We start from the raw sequence: 19,616 nt of genomic DNA, 5'->3' as shown, positions 1-19,616 counted from the left end.
AAACTGTCTTGTCACAATGAGGAAGGATCACTGGTGAAGCTTCGATTGGGCACGCGCGGATCGGCGCTGGCACTCGCACGTTCGGAGGTCGTGGCCGAGCAGTTGCGGGCGGCAGGCAACGAGGTCGAGATCGTGCGCGTCGCGACGTCCGGGGTGGACTCGAACCACATGCCGGACGGCTACTCGGTCGTCGTCTTCGCCAAGGAACTGCGCGAGGCTCTGCGCTCCGGCGACTGCGATGTCGTCGTGCACTCGATCAAGGACATCCCGCTGACCGACGAGCCGGAGGGCCTGACGGTTCCCGCCGTCCTCGCCAGGGGAGACCATCGCGACGCGCTGGTCACCCTCAAGGGCGTCGCGCTCGCGGCGCTGCCGCGGAAGTCGCGCATCGGCGTCACGTCGCTGCGCCGGATGGCTCAGCTTCGGGCACTCCGCCCGGACCTCACCTTCGTCGACGTCGGCGGAACGCTCGAGGAGCGGCTGCGCCGACTCGAGCCCGGCGACCTCGACGGCGTCGTGCTGTCCGCCGCCGGCCTGAAGGCCCTCGGCCTCGAGGACCGGATCGCCGAGTACCTGCCGATCCTTCCCGCACCGGGTCAGGGAGCGCTCGCGCTGGAATGCCGCTCCGGCGACGAGGACGTCGTCAAGGCCGTCGCAGTGCTGGACGACATCGAGACGCGCATCTGCATCGATGCTGAGCGGGCCGTGCTCACCGGGCTGTACACCACCTACGTCGCCCCGGTTGGGGCCTTGGCCTCCCGTCGCGGCATCCTCAGCCTGAAGGCGGGCGTGTTCTCGATCGACGGCACCAAGCGTGTCGTGCTCGAGATCGGCCTCCCGACCTCCGAGCTGCACGCCCAGCGCACCGGCCACAACGTCGCCAACGCGCTGCTGCAGCGCAAGGCGGAGCGCTTCTTCGCGCCCGACGTGATCGAGAACATCGATCTGTCCGGGGAACATGACGACGAGTCGATCTTCATCGACAGCGGTGAGGACGACGACCGCATCCGGGTCCTGCTGCCGCGCCAGGAGGGACGCCTCGCGCAGACGCTGCGGGCCAACGGCCTGCGGGTCGACACGGCGACCCTGCAGGAGGCGAAGCTGCTGCCTGCCGACAACATCATGGGCTGGGCCGACTGGGTGGTCATCCCGTCCGGGCAGACCATGTGGGCGCTGCGCGAGCGGGGCTGGGACATCCCGTCGTCCAAGAAGATCGCCGCGATGGGCACCACCACGCAGCAGATCGTGGAGGAGGCCGGTTACACCGTCGACATCAGCCCCGACGGCACCGCCAGCTCGGCGCGCCTGGTCGAGGCCTTCCCGGATGCTGAGGGGGAGCAGCGGGTCGTCATCGTGTGCGCCGACCAGCTCTCCACGAAGCTGGAGGTCGGCCTGCGCCAGAAGGGCTACACCGTCGAGCGGTGCGAGATCTACACGATGGCCGATGTCGACGAGCTGTACCCGGAGCTGAAGGAGAAGTGGGACGAGGGGGCCTGGGACGCGATCCTGCTCAGCCAGCCTTCGCTCGCGGGTGCCTACGCCAACCTGCTGGGCCATCGCGACGGCGTCTCCGTCCTCGCCTGGGACGACGACACGGCGGCCGCGCTGAAGGAGTTTGACGTGCCCGTCCTCGACGTCGCGACGACGAAGGACACCTACGGCGTCGCCGGCCTCGCCCGAACGCTGAAGAAGCAGCACGGCAGGTCCTGAACCACGTCGTCAGGGGGAGCCGCGCCCGGAGCCAACCGTTTCGCGAGCGGCCCAGCTGACCCGTTCCGTGATCAGCCTCCGCGACACGTAGTCGTGCGAGGCGTCGTCGAAAGGCTCTGGCCACGACCGCAGACGCCCCGTTCCCCTTCGGACGCCGACAGCTGGCGCAGCGCTCTCACCTTCACGGTGGGCGAATCGCAGCCGCGTAACTTGCCTGACGGTGAGCCTGTCGACGCGTGCCCGGTTCGCCTCGCTGTATGCGGTCCCATGCCTAGTCAAAGCACGATTGGATGTCGCTGAACCCCCGATTTTTCAAGACGGCCAAAGTGCGCTAAAGTTCTACGAGTCGCCGCAAGGTGACACTGGGGCTATGGCGCAGTTGGTAGCGCGCTTCCATGGCATGGAAGAGGCCAGGGGTTCGAATCCCCTTAGCTCCACCAGAAGGTCGTTGTTCAAACCAGCGACATCACCGGTTTGAGTTCCAGACTTCGCCTTCCGTCCTTGGTGGCGGAGGGCGAGGGTCTGGACGTCCGGGTTGAGGAACACGTTGAACGGCACGCCGGGTTCGCCGTCGATGGTGTCGTCGTCGGTGACGATGAGCTTGTCGAAGAAGGCTTGGTTGGCGATCCGGCGTAGCGAGTCGTCGATGCTCATGTAGATGGCGTGCATGTCGCTGGCGAGGGCGAGGCAGTCGTCCAGGTGCGTCTTGGCCTGCTCGTACTCGATGTCGCCGGCGTTGATCTGTGCGTCGAGGAACGCGAGCCGGCGCGCGATGCGGTCCTGCTCTGTGGCGAGGAGGTCGAGGGGGACGGCGCCGGCGTAGTGGGCCTGCATGAGCTTGGTCCGTTCGTCGCGCAACGCATCGCGTTCGGCCTTGTACCCCTGGGCCTCTTGCTTGGCGACCTGGTGGAGACGGTCGAACTCGCTGGTGACCAGCTCACGCAGCGCGGGCAGGACGTGTTCGGGTATCTCCACGCGCCGGTAGTGGTCCTCGACGGCGGCTTCGATGTCGGGCACGAACATGGACTTGCGTTCGCAGTTGGTGCGTTTGGCGTGCCGTCCGGTGCACATGAAGTAGGGGTAGATCACGCCGCGGCGGCTCTTGGCGTTGGTCAACGTCAAGCGTGATCCGCACTGGCCGCAGTAGAGGCTGCCTTTGAGGTAGTGGTCGTGGCTCTGGGTCTTCTCTCCGGAGGTCTGGTGGGCGGTGAGCACTGCCTGGACGCGGTACCAGACCTCGGGGGCGACGAGGGGTTCGTGCAGGCCGTCGTAGCTGGCGCCACGGAAGCGGACGCTGCCCTTGTAGTAGGGGTTGGTGAGCATCTTGTGGATGGTGGAGAGCACCGGTGGCTTGGACGGCCGCTTCGGGGTCGGCACGGTGGTCAGGCCCCGGTCGATCAACTCCTCGCGCAGGCTGATGGTGGAGTGGTTGCCGGTGGCGTACGCCTCGAACGCCCACTTGACCAGCGGTGCTCGGTCGGGGTCGATCTCGACGGTGCGGACCTCGCGGCCGAGTTCGTCACGGCGGGTGACGTTGAGGTAGCCCATCGGGGCCTTGCCGTTGGTGCCGCCGCCTTGGGCCTTCTGGTTCATGCCCTTGGAGACCTCGCTGGCGAGGTTGCGGGAGTAGAACTCGGCGATGGTGGACATGATGCCGTGCAGCAGCATCCCCGAGGGGGTCTCGTCGATGTTCTCGGTCGCGGAGACGAGCATGACCCCGGCCTCTTTGAGGGCGAGGTGGATGGTCACGTCGTCGGCCCGGTTGCGGGCGAGCCGGTCGACCTTGTGGACGATGCAGTAGGCGACCTGGTGGGTCTTGACGTACTCGATCATCCGCATCAGCTCAGGCCGGTCGACCTTGCGTGCGGACTCGCCGGCGTCGACGAATTCGTCGGTGATGATCGCGTTCAGTTCGCGGGCCTTGCGTAGGTTCGCCTCGCGCTGCGCGGGGATCGAGAACCCCTCGTCCCGGCCGCCTTTGGAGGCCTGCTCCTTGGTGGAGACGCGCAAGTAAGAGACCGCGAGGGTGGTGGTCTCGCCGATGCGGTCGAGCGCGGTGGCGGCGGGTGGCTGCTGCGTCGTGGTCGTGGTGGTCATGGGTCGTGTTTCCTTCCCCAGTGAGTTGGGGCCAGCACGAGCGGACGCGGGACCGCTGGTGCGGTGCGACTCGTAACGGGGAAACACGACCCGGCGGCTCCGAGGGAGCGAGCCGGGTAAGCCACGAAGGCCAAACAGGACTGCGCACCACGACCGAACCCGTGGAGGTTCAGTCCTTGGCTTCTTGCTGCTCCAATTCTACCCCGGCACTCCGACAGGCGCCGGAATCTGGCGGCATGCGGTCTGGCGCGGGGTTGGAGCGGTCCTGTTCGGCTCGGGCGCGAGCCATGCCGATGAACAATCGGGCGAGCTTGTGCAAGTCAGGACTCTCACGCAGCTCAGCCTCGATGCGGTAGTCGCGCATCCGGTCGGGCAGCCGTTCGTCGCGGTTGAGCGCGGTCATGAGAGCCCTCCGGTGTGTTCACCGAGGGTGCGGAAGAACGCCTCCTCGGCCTCGCGGCGGGCCTCGACCTGCTCGAACACGAACTGCACGAAGTCCTCCCCACGGTCGGCGATAAACACGTCCTCCACAGGTGGGGCCGGTTCCTCGCCGGGCCACGTGGTCTGCCTGGTGGGCCGGTCGTGGTCCAGCCGGGTGCCGGAGGCCGCGACCCATTCGCGGAGCCGGTTCCGGGCGTCGGTGAAGTCTCGATGCCAGCCGAACGGCGCGGACCCGGCCTGCTCGGGGTCGTAGGCGCCCAGCCAGTGCAGATGCAGGGCCGACAGCTCCCACACGAGTTCGGGATGGCGGTGCCAGAACGGCGGCACCACACTGGCGGGCAGCCCGTAAGTGCGGCGCAGCCACGCCACCCAGTCGTTGAGCGCGAGCCACTCGACTTCCAGATCGTCGGCGGACAGCAGGTTCCAGTTCACCGGGTGCGGCGGCTCGGCCACGTCATCCGCTGCGGTGTCGGGCTCATCGTCCGGGTCGAAGTGGTCGGGCTCGTCAGGCTCGGGCGTGTACTCATCCATCGTGGTCAGCCCTTCCGGTCACATGCTCACGGCCGGAGCCGACTGGGCGGTGGCGCGCGCGGGCGCGGCGAATGCGGCCGCGTCACGCTCAGGCGCAGTGCGTCGGGGGGTGCGGTCGACGTCGTAGCGGGTGCGGGCCATGTCGTGCCCGAGCCGGCGGGCGACGAACTCCTCACCCTCCATGTTCTGCCCGTCGCGCTGATAGCTGTACTCGCGGACATAGCCTTCGGCGATGATCTTGTCGCCTTTGGCGAGCCGTTCGTGGCCCTGCTCGGCGGCGGCCTTGAACGCGACCAGGTTGTGGAAGGTGGTCTCCAACTGCGTGAACGACCCGTCCTGCTCCTGCCGGTAGTGCTCCTTGCCGACCTTCATGAACAGCCGGGCATCACCGTTCTCGGTTCGGGTGAGCTGCGGGTCGGACGCCACGAACCCCGAGAACGACTGCTGAGTCTGGATGGCCATTGGACTCTCCTCCTGGCACTCACGCGACCCCGCCGATCAGGGCCGCTCATGTCAGGCAGGTGCACGACCGGCTCCCCGCGTCAGGTGGCCGCCGGGCGCCGCAGCAGTGCCTCGATGGCGGAGCGGTCCAGGCCGAGCTGGGTGGCGTCGGGGCGGGTGGTCCAGGCGCGTAGGTCGGTCACGATCGGCGGCGCACTACGGAGCAGGGTGATGCCCGTGCCGAACGGCAAGGTGCGGATGCGGTCGGGCGGCAGGATCGGCACCCGGCGCACGGAGCGCTGGTTCGACCTGGTGCCTTGATCGCCGAGGGTTACGGAGTCGGTGTATTCGTCGCGTTCGCCGATGAGGGAGGAGAGGTCTTGGAGGTCGCGTGAGTTGGAGGCGCCGCCGAGGATGATCTTGACGATGCTGGCGTCCCAGATGGCGCCGGCGGCGTTGTCGCCCCACTTCTCACGTGCTTGGGCGAGGGACTGGAGCACCGGCAGGCAGGTGATGCCGGTGCCGCCGCCTTCGGCCATCAGCGTCGGCAGCGAGGGCAACGGTGAGAGGTTGCCGATCTCATCCAGGGCGAGCAGGAGTGGCGGGTCGAGCCGGGCGCCGGGTGAGCGGGCGGCGAGACGGCGGGCGGCTTCGACGAGGTCCTCCACGAACGCCGCCACCAGGGCCGCGGACGCGCCGGCCCCGGCGCCCGTGGCGAGGAGGTAGAGGGTGCCGCGTTGGGTGAGGAAGGCTTCGGGGTCGAAGTCCTCACCAGCTCGTGGGGTGACGGCGTCCAGGACGCGCGGGTCAGCCAGGGCGGAGAGGGCGAGGGAGACGCCTTGCCAGATGGAGTCGCGCGTCTTGGGGTCGGAGTCGATCATCGCCCCGAGGGAGTCGGCCCACCCTGTGGCGGCGTTGGGGTGGTTGGTGAGGACGGCGACGGCTTCGGCGGCGATGGAGGGGTCCAGCGTCCATCGGAACAGCTCGGCCGGTGGCCGGTGGTCGAGGGCGGCGGCGTGCAGTAGCGCTTGGAGTGCGGTGCGGGTCTTGCCTTCCCAGAACCCGCCGGACTCGACGCCGCCGGAGGATAGGCCGGTGGCTGAGGCGAGGCCGGTGGCGCGGATCATCGCCGTCAGCGGGTCTTCGCAGCCGCGGACTGGGGACCAGCGCAGTCCGGAGGGGACGCCTTCGGCGAGGTGCTGGGGATCGAACACCCCCACCGGCCGACCGTCGTGCTCACGGGCGCGGAGGGTGGCGGTGAGGTTGTCCGGCCGCGTCGAGGTGGTGACCACGGCGCCGGGCGCGTCCAGGATGGCGTTGATCACCACGTGGAGCCCTTTCCCGGAGCGGGGCGGCCCGAGCAGCAGGATCGAGTCCTCCACCGACGCCCAGACCTGTTTGCCGTGGCTGGCGCCGAGTAGATAGCCCACATCCGCCGGTGCGGGAGCCTCCAGGGAGGGGCGCAGTGTGCCGGCGCGGCCCAGCAGCGCCTTCCCGGAGGCGGTGGTGGCGACCTCATGCCCGGTGGCGGTGCCGGCGAGGCGGCGGGGGTCGGTCTCGGTCTTGCGGGTGTGGCGGCGCAGCCGCCCCCACACCCACCCGCCACCGACGCACAGCCCCGCGAGCAGGACGGCGGTGACGATCCAGTAGACGACGGGGTTCAGCCCGGCGGCGTCGAGCGCGGCGGCGGGGTCGGCGGAGTTGAACAGCACCCCGAGCCCGGACGCCGGTCCCGCGGCGGGTTGGGCGGTGCCGGTGAGGAACGCCGCCACGCTGCCGGCGGCGCGCAGGACGAGCGCGACACCGAACATGCCGACCAGGCCGATCAGAGCGGCGTTGGTCAGCTCGTCCCCGAACGAGCTGGCCTGCCGACCCTGCGGGCCGCTCACGGCACCCGCCTGACCACGATGGTGCCGGAGATGCGCCCGTAGAGGACAACCTCGCCGGGACCCTCGGGCGGTACGGAGTCAAGCTGGTGCTTGTCGAGCAGGGCGCGCGCCGCCCCGGTGCCGGTGGCGTCGGTGCGGGAGACGATCACCGCGACGGCGATGTCTTCGCCGGGCACGAACCCCTCCCCGGTGACCTCGACCAACACCGGCGGCTGCTTGGTGCGGCGTGCGCGCCGTGTGCCCGGCATGGCCGGATCGTCGTCGGTTGGCTGGGGTGGGGTGGGTTTGCGGGCGCGGATGAGGTCGGTGAACACGGTCCCGTCGACCTCGCGGACCTCGATCCGCACGGCGATGGTGCGGTCCTTGGTCACCGCGTCCAGCAGCGGACCGAAGGTGCCCCGCGTCCACTCCGAACCCGCCGCCGGTGGCGGGAACGCGGTCCCGTCGACGGTGACGTCCAGGGCGCCGCTCTCGGTGACGGCGATGACGACGTGGGGCAGCACTACCGGTGTCTCGTCGGGCTGCTGGGACGTGGTGCGGTGCAGCGAGTTGCGGCCACTCATGACTGACCTGTCTCTACAGCCGCATCTTCGTTGCAGGAGTTCATGCCCATGAGGTGCGTCGCGCCCGCCCGGGCAGCGGGCAGGACTGCTCTCTGGAATCGCGAAAGAACATCACGATTCCTGACGGCTTCGAGGTAATCGTGATGAACGGTCGGGATTGCTGATGTGGCGGAGCGATGAGGCTCGCCGCGGTTCGCAGCATCAGGACCGCTCGCGGGCGGCAGCGGGCCGTCCGCTCGGCGACGAACACGGCGACCGGCGGTGCGATGACGCTAACTCTGGAGGAGGTAGCTGATCCCGTCGCGATAGCTGGTAGTCGGGAAGTCGGGGAATCGTGCCGTGAACTTCGATGAGTCGAAGATGTTGTCCTGCCGGTAGCGGGGCAGCAGCTCTTCGGCCTCCTTGACCGCCGGATTCACGAGACCGCCGATCCGGAACGCCCACTCGGGCACTGTGGTGAACGGGATCTTCCTGCCGATGACGTCGGAGGCGGTGTCGATCATTTCGCGGTAGGTGAGTCGGTCCGGGTCGACGGGGAGATGCCAGGTTTGCCCGTAGGCGTCGGGGGTGTTGCCGAGGAGGGCCATGGCGCGGCTGGCGTCGGGGGTCCAGATCAGGCTGCGCCGGGTGCGCGCGCTCAGCGGCACCAGCGGGCGCTTGCCACGTCTGATCCGGTCAAAGACCGCGGCGTTGGTCAGGCTCTGGGTCTTGCCGGGGCCGTAGAACTCAGGGGCGCGGCAGATCACCGCGTCGATCGTGCCGGCGGCCATCTCAGCGAGCAGAGTCGCGGCGATCTGCGCGCGCACGGTCGCCTTTCGGCCGACCGGCTCGAACGGCGTCTGCTCGGTCTGGGGCGTGGCGGTGCGCGGGTACATGTAGGTGTTGTCGAAGAAGACCAGTCGTGCGCCGTGGTTGCGGCAGGCGGCGGTCGTGTTGGCCATCATGGTCGGGAACCGCTGCTCCCACAGGCCTGCGTCCATCGGCAGACCCACAGTGAGATAGACGATGTCGCTTCCCGCCACCGCCCTGTCAGTGGCGTCGGCGTCCATCAGGTCGGCGGGCACGAGCTGATCGGTGTCGTGGACTGTGCGGGGGTTCCTGCTGACGAGGCGGATGTCGTCGGTGAAGCTCCGGCGCAGTTCACGGGTGAGCTCTTCGGCGATCTGCCCGCCTGATCCGAGCACGGTCTGCATGCGTTCCGCCCTTCCTGTCGATACCTCGGCGTGGTCGTTAGCGGTCGGCGAGGAGGGCGGCGACCTTGGTCGCGGTTGCCTTGGCCGAGCTGGGGTTCTGGCCGGTGACGAGGTTCCCGTCCACGACGGCGTTGGAGACGAACGGCAGCAGCGCCTTGGAGTAGCGCGCGCCGCGCTGTTGGATGCTTTCCTCGATGTTGTAGGGGACGAGCTTGTCTACCCGGGCCAGGATCTCCTCGCGCCAGGAGAAGCCGGTCAGGTCGCGGCCCGCGACCAAGAAGCTGCCGTCGGAGAGGGTCGTGTCCACGAGGCCGCAGTATCCGTGGCAGACCGCACCGACGATTCCGCCGCGCTCGAAGATCTCACGAGTGATCCGCTGCAGGCCCATACTGCCGGGGAAGTCGAACATCACCGCGTGACCGCCGGTGAAGTAGATCGCGTCATAGTCTGCGGAGTCGACCTGCTCGGGGCTGGCCGTGTCCTCCAGCATTGCCATCCGCGCCGGGTTCTCGCGCCATGCTCTGGCGGACTTGTCGTAGTTGGGCCGCTTGAGCGACCGCGGTTCCAGCGGCGACTTCCCACCGGCAGGGCTCACGATCATCTGCTCGAAGCCGCGCTCGGCGAAGATGTCGTAGGCGTGTGTCAACTCGGACAGCCACAGCCCGGTCGGATGCGAGGGGTCGATCTCATAGTGGTCGACATTGGTGACGACGAGCAGGACGCGCTTACTCATTGGGACGCTCGATTCTGGAGGAGGCGGTGGGTGGGAAGACGGCAGCGAGAGTTGATCGCACGCGCTCGTCGACAGCGGCAGGGTCGGTGGCGGGAAGTTTGCCGTCGAGTGCAGGAACGCCAGCCCATGGGCGAGCGACCACCCCGCGGTCGCCAGAGCGACAGGGTCGGATTGCGGGAAGACCTCAGTCATCACCGCTTCGAGATAGCCATGCAGTGCGCGGGCTGCGCGCACCCGCTCGTCGTCCTGGTCGTCGCATTCCTGCCCGAACATGAGTCGGAACAACGCCGGCCTGCGCAGTGCGAAACGCACATACTCGACGGCGAGCTCACCGACCTCGGACGCGGAGGCCGGAGGCTTCTTGCCGGTGGTGAGATCGCTCATCAGCTCACGCAGCCCGTGAACCGCCAACGCCGACTCCAGCGCCTCCCGGTCGGCGAAGTGCCGATACGGAGCACCGGTGGACACGCCGGCCCGGCGGGCAGCCGCGCGCAGCGAGAGCGGCTCGCCGGCCTCCAACCCCTCCAGGGCGGCGCGCAGCAACGTCGCCCGCAGATCGCCGTGGTGATAGCCCACCCTCGCCGTGTCCGAACTCACCCATTGCTCCCGCCATCAAGTATGCACCGCTTACATTATCATCGCACAGGCCTCTATCGGCCGCGCTACCTCATCTCGGGTGGGTGCCGTTGCGCCAAATCGCGGCGGCACCCACACCCAGAGCGCAGGGCGGCGAGGCTGGATACGATGAAGCCACACAGGGTGCAAGTTCCACGAACATGCACCCCCGCAACCCTTCACCGCAGCTCGGGACCCGCACGTTCCCGCGATTCAGGCTTCAGAATTCCTGAACTTGCGGGGAATGCCCAGGTAGCGGGCATCGGTCCGGAACAGCTCCAGCTCGACGGGATGGAGCTGGTGCTGCGAAATGAAGCTTCTGGACTTGATCTTCCACAGCCCTTGGCCGACGCCGAGGGTGGGGAGAAGCTTCTGCTCGGTCCCGGTCAGCCCGAGCGCGGCGGCAGTCGGTCCGAGCTGGTCGGACTCCTGCCGGTAGACGATCCGAGTCTCGGCGTTCGCCAGGAGGGAGTTGGCGAGGGATCGCATCGCGGAGCCCTGATCGCCCACGTTGTCGAGGTCGGTGAGTTTGTGGAAGATCAGCATGTTCGCGATCCCGTAATGCCTCGCGAGCCGCCAGTGCGCGTCCATGCGCCTGAGCAGCGCGGGGTGGGACATCAGGCGCCAGGCTTCGTCGTAGATCACCCACCGTTGCCCGCCGGCCGGGTCCAGCAGCGCCGATTCCATCCACGCCGACGAACACGTCATCAGCACGCTGATGAGCGTGGAGTTCTCGGTGACGCGGGACAGGTCGAGGGAGATCATCGGCAGCGACGGGTCGAAGGCGACGGTGCTCGGCCCGTCGAAGAGTCCGCCGAGGTCCCCGGCAACGAGGCGGCGTAGGGCGTGGCCGACGAGCCGGCCGTCCTCGGCCAGGCGCCCGCCGTCGTGATCGTCGTGGGTGGGGGTGAGGATGTGGTCGACCACGGTGGGCAGGATCGGCACGTCGTTCTCCCGCACCGTCTGGGTCAGGGCGAGGTCGATCGCGGTGTGCTCCAGCGGCGTCAACCCGCGCGCGAGCACGGTCTCGGCGAGGGCGCCGATCAGGTCACGACGCCGGGACGAAACGGTGGAGGCCCATTGCTCGTCGGAAAGGCCGGAGGGCCGGTGGCCTTCGTCGAGCGGATTCAGCCTCGTGCGAAGTCCGTGGCCCAAGACAATCGCCCGGCCGCCGACCGCTTCGGCGACGGCGGTGTGCTCGCCCTTTGGGTCACCGGGCACGTAGACGCGGCGCCCGAACGGCAGCGACCGGGTGTAGAGGCTCTTGGCGAGGGAGGACTTGCCGGAGCCGACGATCCCGGCCAGGACGATGTTGGGCGCGGTGATGATCCCGCGGGCGTAGAGCACCCATGGGTCGTAGACGAATGATCCGCCGGAGTAGAGGTCTTGTCCGACGAACACGCCGTCGGAGCCGAGGCCACCTTCGGCGACGAACGGATAGGCCCCCGCCAATGTCGCGGACGTGTCCTGATGACGGGGCATCCGGAACCGCCCCGGCGACCTGAGCGCGGCCGGGCCAGGTTCCCCGGCGGCCGGCAGGTAGGTCGTCGCGCGCCGCTCCGCCTTCTCGGCTTCGGCCTTCGCTCGCGCCGCCTGTTTCTCCGTCTGGCGTTGTTCGGCTTGGAGGCGGACGGCGGCCTGTCGGCGTTGCTTTCGCAACCGGCGGCGTTCGGCGGCAGGGGCGACCAGGACGGAGGTGTGCAGCCGCTCGGGCTCGGTGCCGGTCACAGGGACAATCCCCGCCCGGCCGATCCACTCGCGCGGACGGGTCCGGTGAACCAGTCCTTGTCCGCGCCGAGGGCCGTCCGCTGCGGGGCGGACGCCTGCGCTGGCTCGGGTCCGGGCGGGGCGCCGATCCCGGCGATCGCCTCCCGTGCCGGCACCACGGCGGCATCGTCGAGAGCGTCGGCTGGTCGGGTGTGGTGCTCGCGGAGGAGGCTGACGTGTCCGGCGAAGGGGTTGTAGGTCAGGGTGTAGCCGTCTTCGCTGGTTATCACCCGGTCCAGAGCACCGGTCGGGGGCTCGTCGTAGACGTAGCCGTTCTCCAGCGCCGCCTGGGTGGTCTCGTCCCCGTAGTCCCAGCCTTTCAGGTGCTCGATGCCCGCAGGCGTGCCGTCCCGCTCGATCAGGTCCAGCACTTCGTCGGCTTCCTCGCCTTGCAGGAACACCACGCTGACCCACTGCCGCTCAGGCCGGGACGCCTCGGCTGGCGCCGTCCGTTCGGCGGGTTCGGCCAGCTCGGTGAGTTCGGTGAGGGCGTCGGTGTTGGTGCGGGCGGCCTCGGCCACCCATCCGGGGAACAGGCTCGCGTGCTCGGGCTCGCTCTTCGGGTTGTCGATGGCGTATTGGCGGGCTTCACCGGCGGCACTGAGGAAGGTGGCGAGGTCGCGGATCGCGTGATCGGGGTCGACGGGTTGGCCGGCGCCGGTGAACAGGTCCCGGCCCTCCAGCTCGTGCCCGGTGGTGGTGTCGGTGATCCGGTAGGCGTAGCGCTGATGCTCGCCCACCGGGGTGTCTGGCCAGACCGTCAGTCGCAGCGTCCCAGCGGTAACCATCGTGGGCACGGGGGCGTCATGATCGAGGCCGGTCTGTGGGGGTTCGGGGTGCCAGGCAATGCGCCCGGAGTGGGAGTACGCGGCGTTGAGGTGGTCGTGGGCCTGGTCGAGAAGGGTGCCGGCCTGGTGCAGCTCGTCGGCGGCGGCGAGCGCGGAGCGGTCCCCGGCCAGGTGGTCGCCGTCGTCGTGGTGTGCCCGGTCCTGGTGGCTGAGGTGGGTGGCGGCGAGTTGGTCGAGTACCTGCCGCAGCGATCGCATGGTCGCGGTGAGATCGCCGAACACGGTGTAGGTGTCGGCCGGGTCATCGAACACACGGGATGCGTGGGCGAGACCCCGCATCGCCTCGGATGCTTCGGCGGCATCGGCGAGCGGGTCGTGGAACGTGGGCATGACAGCCTCCCAGACGAGGGCGAGAACCCCCGCGATTCGGGGGCCACCGGTCAGGTGCACCCGCCCCACCGGAGCGCCGGAACAACCCGCGGCGGGCGGGTCAGATGCGGCGGCAGAGCGGGAGCGCGGCGGCGGTGAATGCCGCGGCCTGCTGGCCGACCAGGAGGCGGGTCTCGCAGGAGGCTTGGATGGCGGCCTGTTCGATCGCCGCCATGCCCGCGTCGAGTTCTTCCACGGTGGGGGCTGATACGGCGATGAGGCCGGTGTATCTGAGGACGCCGTGGCCGGCGGTGAGGTCGGCTTCCTGCTGGAGGACGTCGTGGTACTCCGCGGTCTGGCTCGCGTCCTCGATCTGCCCGATCTTGGCCCGCTGCGCCTGATCAGAGATGTGCTCGACCTTTTTCTTGCGGATGTCTCTGGCGGCCTGGTCGGAGCGCATCGGCGTGCACAGCAACGAGAAGCTGCGTTGGATGCCCGTGGAGAGCAGGACCGGGGACAGGAATCCCGGATAGACCAGAGACCTGGGCCATTCGGAGACCCACAGCACCGCGTGGTGGGCGGAGTCGGTGCGGATGCGACCCCAGGACTCGTTGACCGCGACCGGGCCGGCGGTCGCCAAGTCTTGGCCGAGCTGGCCGTGGCGTTCCAGGGTGGCGGCGATCGCCGGGTCATACGCGCTGCGGAGGATCACTGCGATCTGCCCCGGTGTCAGCCACCCCGAGGGCGACAGGTCCGCAGAGCGGAGCGCGGCGACCAGGGTGTTCATCTCCTGCCGGAGCACTGCGGCAGCGCCACGTAGGCCGCCGCCGGCGGTCCTGATCTGCCGCGCGCTGGCGTTCATGTCCAGCGCGAGCGACAGGGTGGTCGCGTGCCTCTCGCCGGCGGGACCGGCCCGGTCGATCAGCTCGGCGTACGTCTGTGCGGCCCAGGTGTCGTCGGCGGTGCCGTGGCTGGCCCACCACTCCGCGAGTCCGGTGCCGGAGTCCGGCAGCGTCCGTTCCAGCACCTGCAAGGTCGCGATGCGTCCGGACCGGCACACGGTGGCGAGGACGCGGCCCCAGGAGGTCACGCGGCGCTCCTGCTCGCCCGGATCGAGGAGCACGAACGCGGGGTGGGTGACCTCGCAGACCACGGTCAGCGTGCCGGCGGTGGGGTCGTGGATCATCCCCGCGTTCGTTTCGGGGTCGGTGTACTCCCGCAGTCTCGCCATGTCGCCGGGCAGCGCGAGTGTGCCCACTGGCCGGGGCTTGACGACTCGGCGCCGGTAGAGGAGTTGGCCGCCGGTGGTGCGCCAGAGCCACCAGCACGCGACCGGCAGCCACTCCACCGCCGGGCGCCCCGCCACCGGTATCCACGTCAGGCAGGCCGCTACGACCCAGACGGGTGCGGTGTAGGCGAGCAGGATGCCGCCCCCGGCGTACAGGGCACCGACGATGGAGAGGATGCCGATGGCGAGGGTGATGAGCTGCGCCAGTGACAACCCCAGCAGGATGCCGCGACGGGTGAGGCGGGAGAACTTCACCGGCACCAGCTCGCCCGACGACGCCGTGGGCTCGTTCTGCTTCGCAGGCATCGGCTACTCCTTTCCGGTCGGCTTCGGCGCCGGCGGCGGTGGCTGCTTCGGCGGACCCGACTCCGGCTGCGACGGCCCCGTCGAGGGACCCGCGGAGGGTGTCTTGGGAGCCGGAGTCGAGGGTGGTGGTGCCTGTGCGGGCGGTGGGGTGTTGCCGGTCTGGCCCGCGGAGTCGGCGGCGCTGTCACCTTGGTTGCCGAGGGCCTTGCCGGCCTTGGGGCCTGCCGTGGCGGTGTCCTTGGCGACCTTTGCTGCCACCACCGCGGCCGCTGCCGGACCGGCCGCCGCACCAGCCCCAGCGCCCGCGCCTGCTCCGCCACCAGCACCAGCACCTGCCCCGGCCGGGCTGCCGGCGCCGGCCGACCCGCTAGAGGACGCTGGTGCAGGGTTCTTCGGCTCCGGCGGCTTCTGCCCACTACCTCTGCCGCCTCCGTTGCCGCCGCCGTCGTCGTTGCCGTCAAGGACCTTCTTCGGCTCGTTTCCGCTGCCGCCGGGCTTGGAGGGAACCGGGACCGGCCGGTTGAGGGCGTTCTTGGCGTCCTGTTCGGAGCCGATGGCGTGGTACATGTCGAACCCGACGAACGCGATGAACTTGTACGTCAAGTAGGGCGCGAACGCGGCCATCGCCATCAGCACGATCCCCGCGATCGGATCGGCCACCGAGGCCAGGTCCCCGTCGATCGGCGCACTGACTTGGGTGATCGCGACGAGGAACATCACGACCAGGACGAGCTTGGAGCAGATCAGGGCGATGACGAACATCGCCCACTTGCTGATCCACCCCCGCGAGGCGTCCCAGGACGCCCCGGAGAACGCCAGCGGGGCGAACACGATCGCCACCAACAACAGCGCCTTCCTGACCAGCAGGGACAGCCAGACGATCGCGGCGGCCGCGATCGCCAGGCCGGCGAGGAAGATCGTGATGATCGCCCCGACCCCGGGGGCAGCGATGTTGATGCCGACCAGGCCGGCGGCGAGCAGGGCGATCTTGTCGCCCATCGACTCGGTGGTCTCCCCGGCGGCCTGGATGATCCCGACGCAGAGCTGGTCCACGATCTCCAGCAGCAGGGCGGTCAGGGTGATGACCACGAACGACCCGAGCACGCTCTTGGCGAGCCCGAGCGCGGCACGGGAGAGTGCGGTGGGGTCGCGTCGGATGAGGCCGGTGATGAGCTGGAGGCAGAAGAAGAGCAGCATCACGAACACCGCGATGCCAAACAGGATGTTGTAGACCGCCACATACTCCGGCGACGTGACGTCGACCAGGGTGGTGGTGTCGAACACGCTCCAGACGGCCTCGAACAGCCAGCCGGCTGCGGCGCCCATCGCGCCGGCGAGCCAGTCGAACGGCGCCGACACCAGGGAGGCGGCGGCTTCGCCGGCGGTGTCGCAGACGGTCGAGACGAGGGGGATATCGCACACACCCACCGCAGATCACTCCTCAGAAGTCGAGACGTTTGGTGGGTGGGTCAGACCTGCTGGCCGACGTTCCAGAAGAAATTGATGAGCGTCACCGACGCCCCACAGATCACCGCGGCGCCACAGCTCACGAGGACGCCGACCTTGCCTCTACCCGCGAGGTGGGGGTTGGAGGAGTTGGCGCCGAAGCCCCACACGATCGCGCTGATGATCAGGGCGAGGACGGAGAGGATGAGGCCGACCGTCATAACGGCGCCGACGATGGTGCGCAACTGCGCGATGCCGGGAAGGCCGTCACTGTTGGGGTCGATGTTGATGTCCATCGGCACCACGACGGGTGCGGCGAGGAGGACGGTGGCGAGGTCGAACACGATGGGCTCCTGACGGATGCGGACCCGCCAAGGGGCGGGGAACACGGACGGGGTTCACGCATCAGGTGCGCGCACACGTCCACGCACCGCGCCCGCCCGCCGAGAGGCCCGCGACAGACGGATGCCGCCCCCCGGGGCAGGGTGAGACGGCATCGGTGGCGATGGTTGCGCAGGGCGGGCGTCAGAGTTGGTCGCCGAGGGCGATCAGCCAGTTCATCCATGCCACTCCGCCGCCGGCCAGCACGGCGGCGCCGAGAGCGACCAGCACCCCGGTGCGCCCCTTGCCGGCCATGACGTGGTTGCCGTTCGCGGCAGCGATGGCCCACACGATCGCGGAGACGATCAGCATCAGCACCGCGACGATCAGCACGAACGTCAGCAGCGCACCGATCACCGCCCGCAGGTCGCCGATGCCGCCGAGGCCATCGAAGTCAGGAAACACGTTCATGCGGCATCGCCGCCGCGAATGTCGGATGATCGAACTGCCGGAATAGCCCTCATGCCGGTAGGTGCGACCCGCCGGCCCAGGCCGCTCCGGCACGGCCCGCCGGGTCCGGCGGAAACGCCGCCTGACTGGGGCACCTCGCTCGGATTGCCGGCGCCGCCTCAGCGGCCGCGGTGACCGGGGCGGTGGCTGATCCGGCGCTTACATCTGATGCATGATTCGTGCATCAGATGTAGGCGAACAATCAATCACGGATTCTGAGACACGGTGACGTGCAGATGGTCGTAGTGGCCGCCGGTGACGTCGCCGGGGTCGTGCATCCCGCCGCCGCCGTAAGGACGCCACCCTTCGCCGTCGCGGGACAGCGACCAGATGCGGCCGTCCCAGATCAGGTACTCCACCCCGAGGGCTTCGGCGTGGGTCTTCATCCAGTTGGTGACCTGCCAGCCGAGCTCACGCTGTGCCGGGGTGGGGTGGGAGCCGATGGCGTTGCCGAACGTCCCGTCGCACGCCCGGCCGAGGGGGTGTTCGGAGACGGTGCCGGGGCGGGGTGAGTAGCAGGCCCAGCTCGTGTCGGGGAACGCGGCGATGGTCTGGGTGTACAGGTGCAGCATCCGGGCGGTGATCTGCCCGCCTGTGGTGGGGTCGTCGACCATGCGGTTCGGGTCGCCCTCGAACGGCTCCGACGCCCCACCAGGCGCACCGGTGTCCGGGTCGCAATCCTCGCCGCCGGGGCCACCGGTGTCGGGTTCGGGCAGGTCCGCGGCGTCGTGGGAGTTGAGCCAGGCGGCGGGGTCGGTGTGCTCACCGTTCGTGCCGCCGAGGCGGACCTCGAAATGCAGATGCGGACCCGTGGAGTTGCCCGAGCTGCCGATGTCGCCGATGTGCTGCCCGGCGGTCACGGTGTCGCCGGCTTGGACGTGGATGCCGTGCTCCCACATGTGCGCATACGCCGTGGCGGCCGTGGCGCCGTCGATGATGTGCTCGATGACGATGAGACCGCCGTAGCCGCCGGAGAACTCCGCCACCGTCACCGTCCCGTCCGCTGCGGCAAGGAGCGGGGTGCCGTCGGGGGCGGCGAAGTCGGTGCCGGTGTGGAAGGAGTCCTCTCCGGTGATCGGATGCACCCGCGGCCCGTACTCGGAGGTGAGGACCCAGGTGCCCTCCGGGACCGGGAACACCACCCGCGACGACTCCGGTCCGCCGGGCTGCCCGACCGGAACAACCTCACCGCCCGTGCTGCTCGTGCTGGCCGTTGTTGTGGTGGTGAGGGTGGCAAGGATGGTCTCGGCGACTGGCTCGTAGTTCCGGTACCGGTCCGGGTACGCGCTGACTTCGACGGCTTGGGCGGCCTCGCCCTTGTCCATCTCCTCCCAGCCGGGAATGTCCAACAGTCCCCGCGGCGAGGGATGGTTCGGGCCGGCGGGGCCGCCGAAGAACGCCTGCGCCTGGTAGACGGGGTCCATCAGCTCCGCGACGGTGCCCCAGCCCGACTGTGGCCGCATCTGGAACAGTCCGAGGGAGTCGTTGTCCGAGCCGTCGCCGTCGTTCGGGTAGTCCGCGGACTCGGGGTAGGCGGAGGTGTTGGAGAGCATCCGCAGGGTGGACTCGGTGAGCGCGGCCATCAACGCGATCTGAAGGCCGTCGCGGGTGATCCCGTCGATCGCCGAGCCGGTCTCGATGATCGTCGCCGCGTGGGTGAGCTGTTGCCGATTGAGCGTCAACGTCTCACCGTTCGCCGTCGTCACGGTCAAGGAGTCGGGGACGTCTCCGACCGTGATCCCGCTCCCGACTGTGCAGGTGACGGTCGCGGTTGCGGCGGGGTTCATCAGCACCCCGAGCGACAGCAGAGCCAGGGTGGGTCCGAAGAACACCAAGACCAGTGCGGCGACGATGACCTTCTTCAACACGACCACTCACCCCGGCCCGTTATCGGAGGGGGTTGTCGAGCTGGGACAGCCGCAGCAGATGGCAGGTGTCATACGTGGGGCCGCAGACGATGAAGACGGTGAACGCCACCGGATGCTCCGAGGTCATCTGCTCGTCGTTCCAGACTCCGGTGCGGTGGCGGGTGCCCTCGATCGTGTAGGCGACGGTGCCTTCGGCGAGCTGCCCGGGCTGGGCCTGCTCGACCGCGGTCTCCCACGCATCTGGGACGAACGTGTTGTCGATGGTGAGGTGTTGGGCGGTGGCGTACTGGCGCAGCTCCACCCAGGCATCTCTGGTCGGGAGGTAGGCGGCGACATCGGAGGCGAGCCCGGCCTGCTCCGCACCCGAAGGGTCGCCCACCGCGAGGACCACCGAGCTGTAGTCCAAGGGCATCAAGCCCGAGGCGGTGTCCCACGCGAACAACGCGGTGGCGACGTTGCGGGCGAAGGTCTCCGGGTTGTCCGACGCCTCGACCTCCGGCAGGGCTGAGAGGGACGGGATTCCGGTCGGCGTCGGCTCACCAGGAGTGGTGACCACCGGCCCCGGCGACGTACCGCCCTCGTCATCGGCGCCGCGGTCGCTCGTGGGTGGTGGTCCGGTGAGGAGGCCGTAGACGCCGACCCCGGCCAGCACCACGACCGCCACGAGAGCGGCCAGCAGGGCGATGAGCCGGCGACGGGAACGAGCATCAGAGGCAGCGAAAGGAGTCTTCATGCCCGAT

The 19,616-nt window shown here is 69.1% G+C and carries 17 protein-coding genes, 1 tRNA gene and 1 pseudogene; 3 read left to right on the top strand and 16 right to left on the bottom strand.

What is annotated here, in order from left to right; genetic code table 11:
- Nucleotides 1-33 precede the first annotated feature (33 nt).
- From hemC to BW733_RS19170, 3 genes are all read left to right on the top strand, one after another.
- Nucleotides 34-1,710: a hydroxymethylbilane synthase gene (gene hemC, locus BW733_RS01175; protein WP_161490097.1), complete on the top strand. Its 1,677-nt coding sequence runs from the start codon at nucleotides 34-36 to the stop codon at nucleotides 1,708-1,710.
- Nucleotides 1,711-2,074: 364 nt separating this feature from the next.
- A tRNA-Ala gene (locus BW733_RS01170) sits at nucleotides 2,075-2,150 on the top strand.
- 223 nt (nucleotides 2,151-2,373) lie between these two features.
- Complete coding sequence (locus tag BW733_RS19170) at nucleotides 2,374-2,838, top strand: hypothetical protein (protein WP_237268263.1); 465 nt, start codon at nucleotides 2,374-2,376, stop codon at nucleotides 2,836-2,838.
- Here the strand turns inward: BW733_RS19170 and BW733_RS19950 are convergent.
- From BW733_RS19950 to BW733_RS01070, 16 genes and pseudogenes are all read right to left on the bottom strand, one after another.
- Nucleotides 2,749-3,807: pseudogene (locus BW733_RS19950) on the bottom strand (recombinase family protein); the annotation flags it as partial. The gene BW733_RS19170 and the pseudogene BW733_RS19950 sit on opposite strands and share 90 nt — an antisense overlap.
- A 169-nt stretch (nucleotides 3,808-3,976) precedes the next feature.
- Nucleotides 3,977-4,210, bottom strand: a complete 234-nt coding sequence (locus tag BW733_RS01150; protein ID WP_077347134.1) for a hypothetical protein — start codon at nucleotides 4,208-4,210, stop codon at nucleotides 3,977-3,979.
- Entirely contained in the window at nucleotides 4,207-4,779 is a 573-nt protein-coding gene (locus BW733_RS01145; RefSeq protein ID WP_077347132.1) for a hypothetical protein, read from the bottom strand. The genes BW733_RS01150 and BW733_RS01145 overlap by 4 nt, the downstream gene beginning before the upstream one ends.
- An 18-nt stretch (nucleotides 4,780-4,797) precedes the next feature.
- Nucleotides 4,798-5,241 (bottom strand): single-stranded DNA-binding protein, encoded by a 444-nt coding sequence (locus BW733_RS01140; protein WP_077347130.1) that lies wholly within the window; start codon nucleotides 5,239-5,241, stop codon nucleotides 4,798-4,800.
- Between the two features lie 80 nt (nucleotides 5,242-5,321).
- On the bottom strand, nucleotides 5,322-7,109 hold the full coding sequence (locus tag BW733_RS01135; RefSeq protein ID WP_077347128.1) for a type IV secretory system conjugative DNA transfer family protein: 1,788 nt from the start codon (nucleotides 7,107-7,109) through the stop codon (nucleotides 5,322-5,324).
- Nucleotides 7,106-7,672: a hypothetical protein gene (locus tag BW733_RS01130; RefSeq protein ID WP_077347126.1), complete on the bottom strand. Its 567-nt coding sequence runs from the start codon at nucleotides 7,670-7,672 to the stop codon at nucleotides 7,106-7,108. Before BW733_RS01130 ends, BW733_RS01135 begins: the two co-directional genes overlap by 4 nt.
- Nucleotides 7,673-7,944: 272 nt before the next feature.
- Nucleotides 7,945-8,865: an NAD-dependent epimerase/dehydratase family protein gene (locus BW733_RS01125; RefSeq protein ID WP_077347124.1), complete on the bottom strand. Its 921-nt coding sequence runs from the start codon at nucleotides 8,863-8,865 to the stop codon at nucleotides 7,945-7,947.
- Nucleotides 8,866-8,902: 37 nt separating this feature from the next.
- Nucleotides 8,903-10,195 carry a WHG domain-containing protein gene (locus BW733_RS19160; RefSeq protein ID WP_237268261.1) on the bottom strand — a complete coding sequence of 431 codons (1,293 nt, stop codon included), beginning with the start codon at nucleotides 10,193-10,195 and terminating at the stop codon, nucleotides 8,903-8,905.
- A 231-nt stretch (nucleotides 10,196-10,426) separates the two neighbouring features.
- Nucleotides 10,427-11,941, bottom strand: coding sequence for a putative type IV secretion/conjugal transfer ATPase (locus BW733_RS01110; protein ID WP_077347120.1), 1,515 nt, complete (start codon nucleotides 11,939-11,941; stop codon nucleotides 10,427-10,429).
- A complete protein-coding gene (locus tag BW733_RS18735; RefSeq protein ID WP_202970247.1) occupies nucleotides 11,938-13,158 on the bottom strand; it encodes a hypothetical protein in 1,221 nt (406 codons plus the stop codon). The genes BW733_RS01110 and BW733_RS18735 overlap by 4 nt, the downstream gene beginning before the upstream one ends.
- Before the next feature lie 100 nt (nucleotides 13,159-13,258).
- Nucleotides 13,259-14,731, bottom strand: a complete 1,473-nt coding sequence (locus BW733_RS01095) for an SCO6880 family protein (protein ID WP_077347118.1) — start codon at nucleotides 14,729-14,731, stop codon at nucleotides 13,259-13,261.
- Between the two features lie 3 nt (nucleotides 14,732-14,734).
- Nucleotides 14,735-16,159, bottom strand: a complete 1,425-nt coding sequence (locus tag BW733_RS01090) for a conjugal transfer protein TrbL (protein WP_077347116.1) — start codon at nucleotides 16,157-16,159, stop codon at nucleotides 14,735-14,737.
- A gap of 41 nt (nucleotides 16,160-16,200) precedes the next feature.
- Nucleotides 16,201-16,521, bottom strand: a complete 321-nt coding sequence (locus BW733_RS01085) for a DUF6112 family protein (RefSeq protein WP_075889544.1) — start codon at nucleotides 16,519-16,521, stop codon at nucleotides 16,201-16,203.
- A gap of 181 nt (nucleotides 16,522-16,702) precedes the next feature.
- The gene (locus tag BW733_RS01080) at nucleotides 16,703-16,969 is read right to left on the bottom strand and encodes a DUF6112 family protein (protein WP_075812464.1); all 267 of its coding nucleotides are present in this window, start codon (nucleotides 16,967-16,969) and stop codon (nucleotides 16,703-16,705) included.
- A gap of 245 nt (nucleotides 16,970-17,214) precedes the next feature.
- Nucleotides 17,215-18,876, bottom strand: coding sequence for a M23 family metallopeptidase (locus BW733_RS01075; RefSeq protein ID WP_077352617.1), 1,662 nt, complete (start codon nucleotides 18,874-18,876; stop codon nucleotides 17,215-17,217).
- 19 nt (nucleotides 18,877-18,895) lie between these two features.
- Nucleotides 18,896-19,609 (bottom strand): hypothetical protein, encoded by a 714-nt coding sequence (locus tag BW733_RS01070; RefSeq protein ID WP_077347114.1) that lies wholly within the window; start codon nucleotides 19,607-19,609, stop codon nucleotides 18,896-18,898.
- Nucleotides 19,610-19,616: the final 7 nt, after the last annotated feature.

This window comes from Tessaracoccus flavescens (assembly GCF_001998865.1).
Taxonomy (GTDB): Bacteria; Actinomycetota; Actinomycetes; order Propionibacteriales; family Propionibacteriaceae; genus Arachnia; species Arachnia flavescens.
The sequence above is the reverse complement of the archived record's forward strand: the minus strand, read 5'-3'. Positions and strand labels throughout refer to the sequence as shown.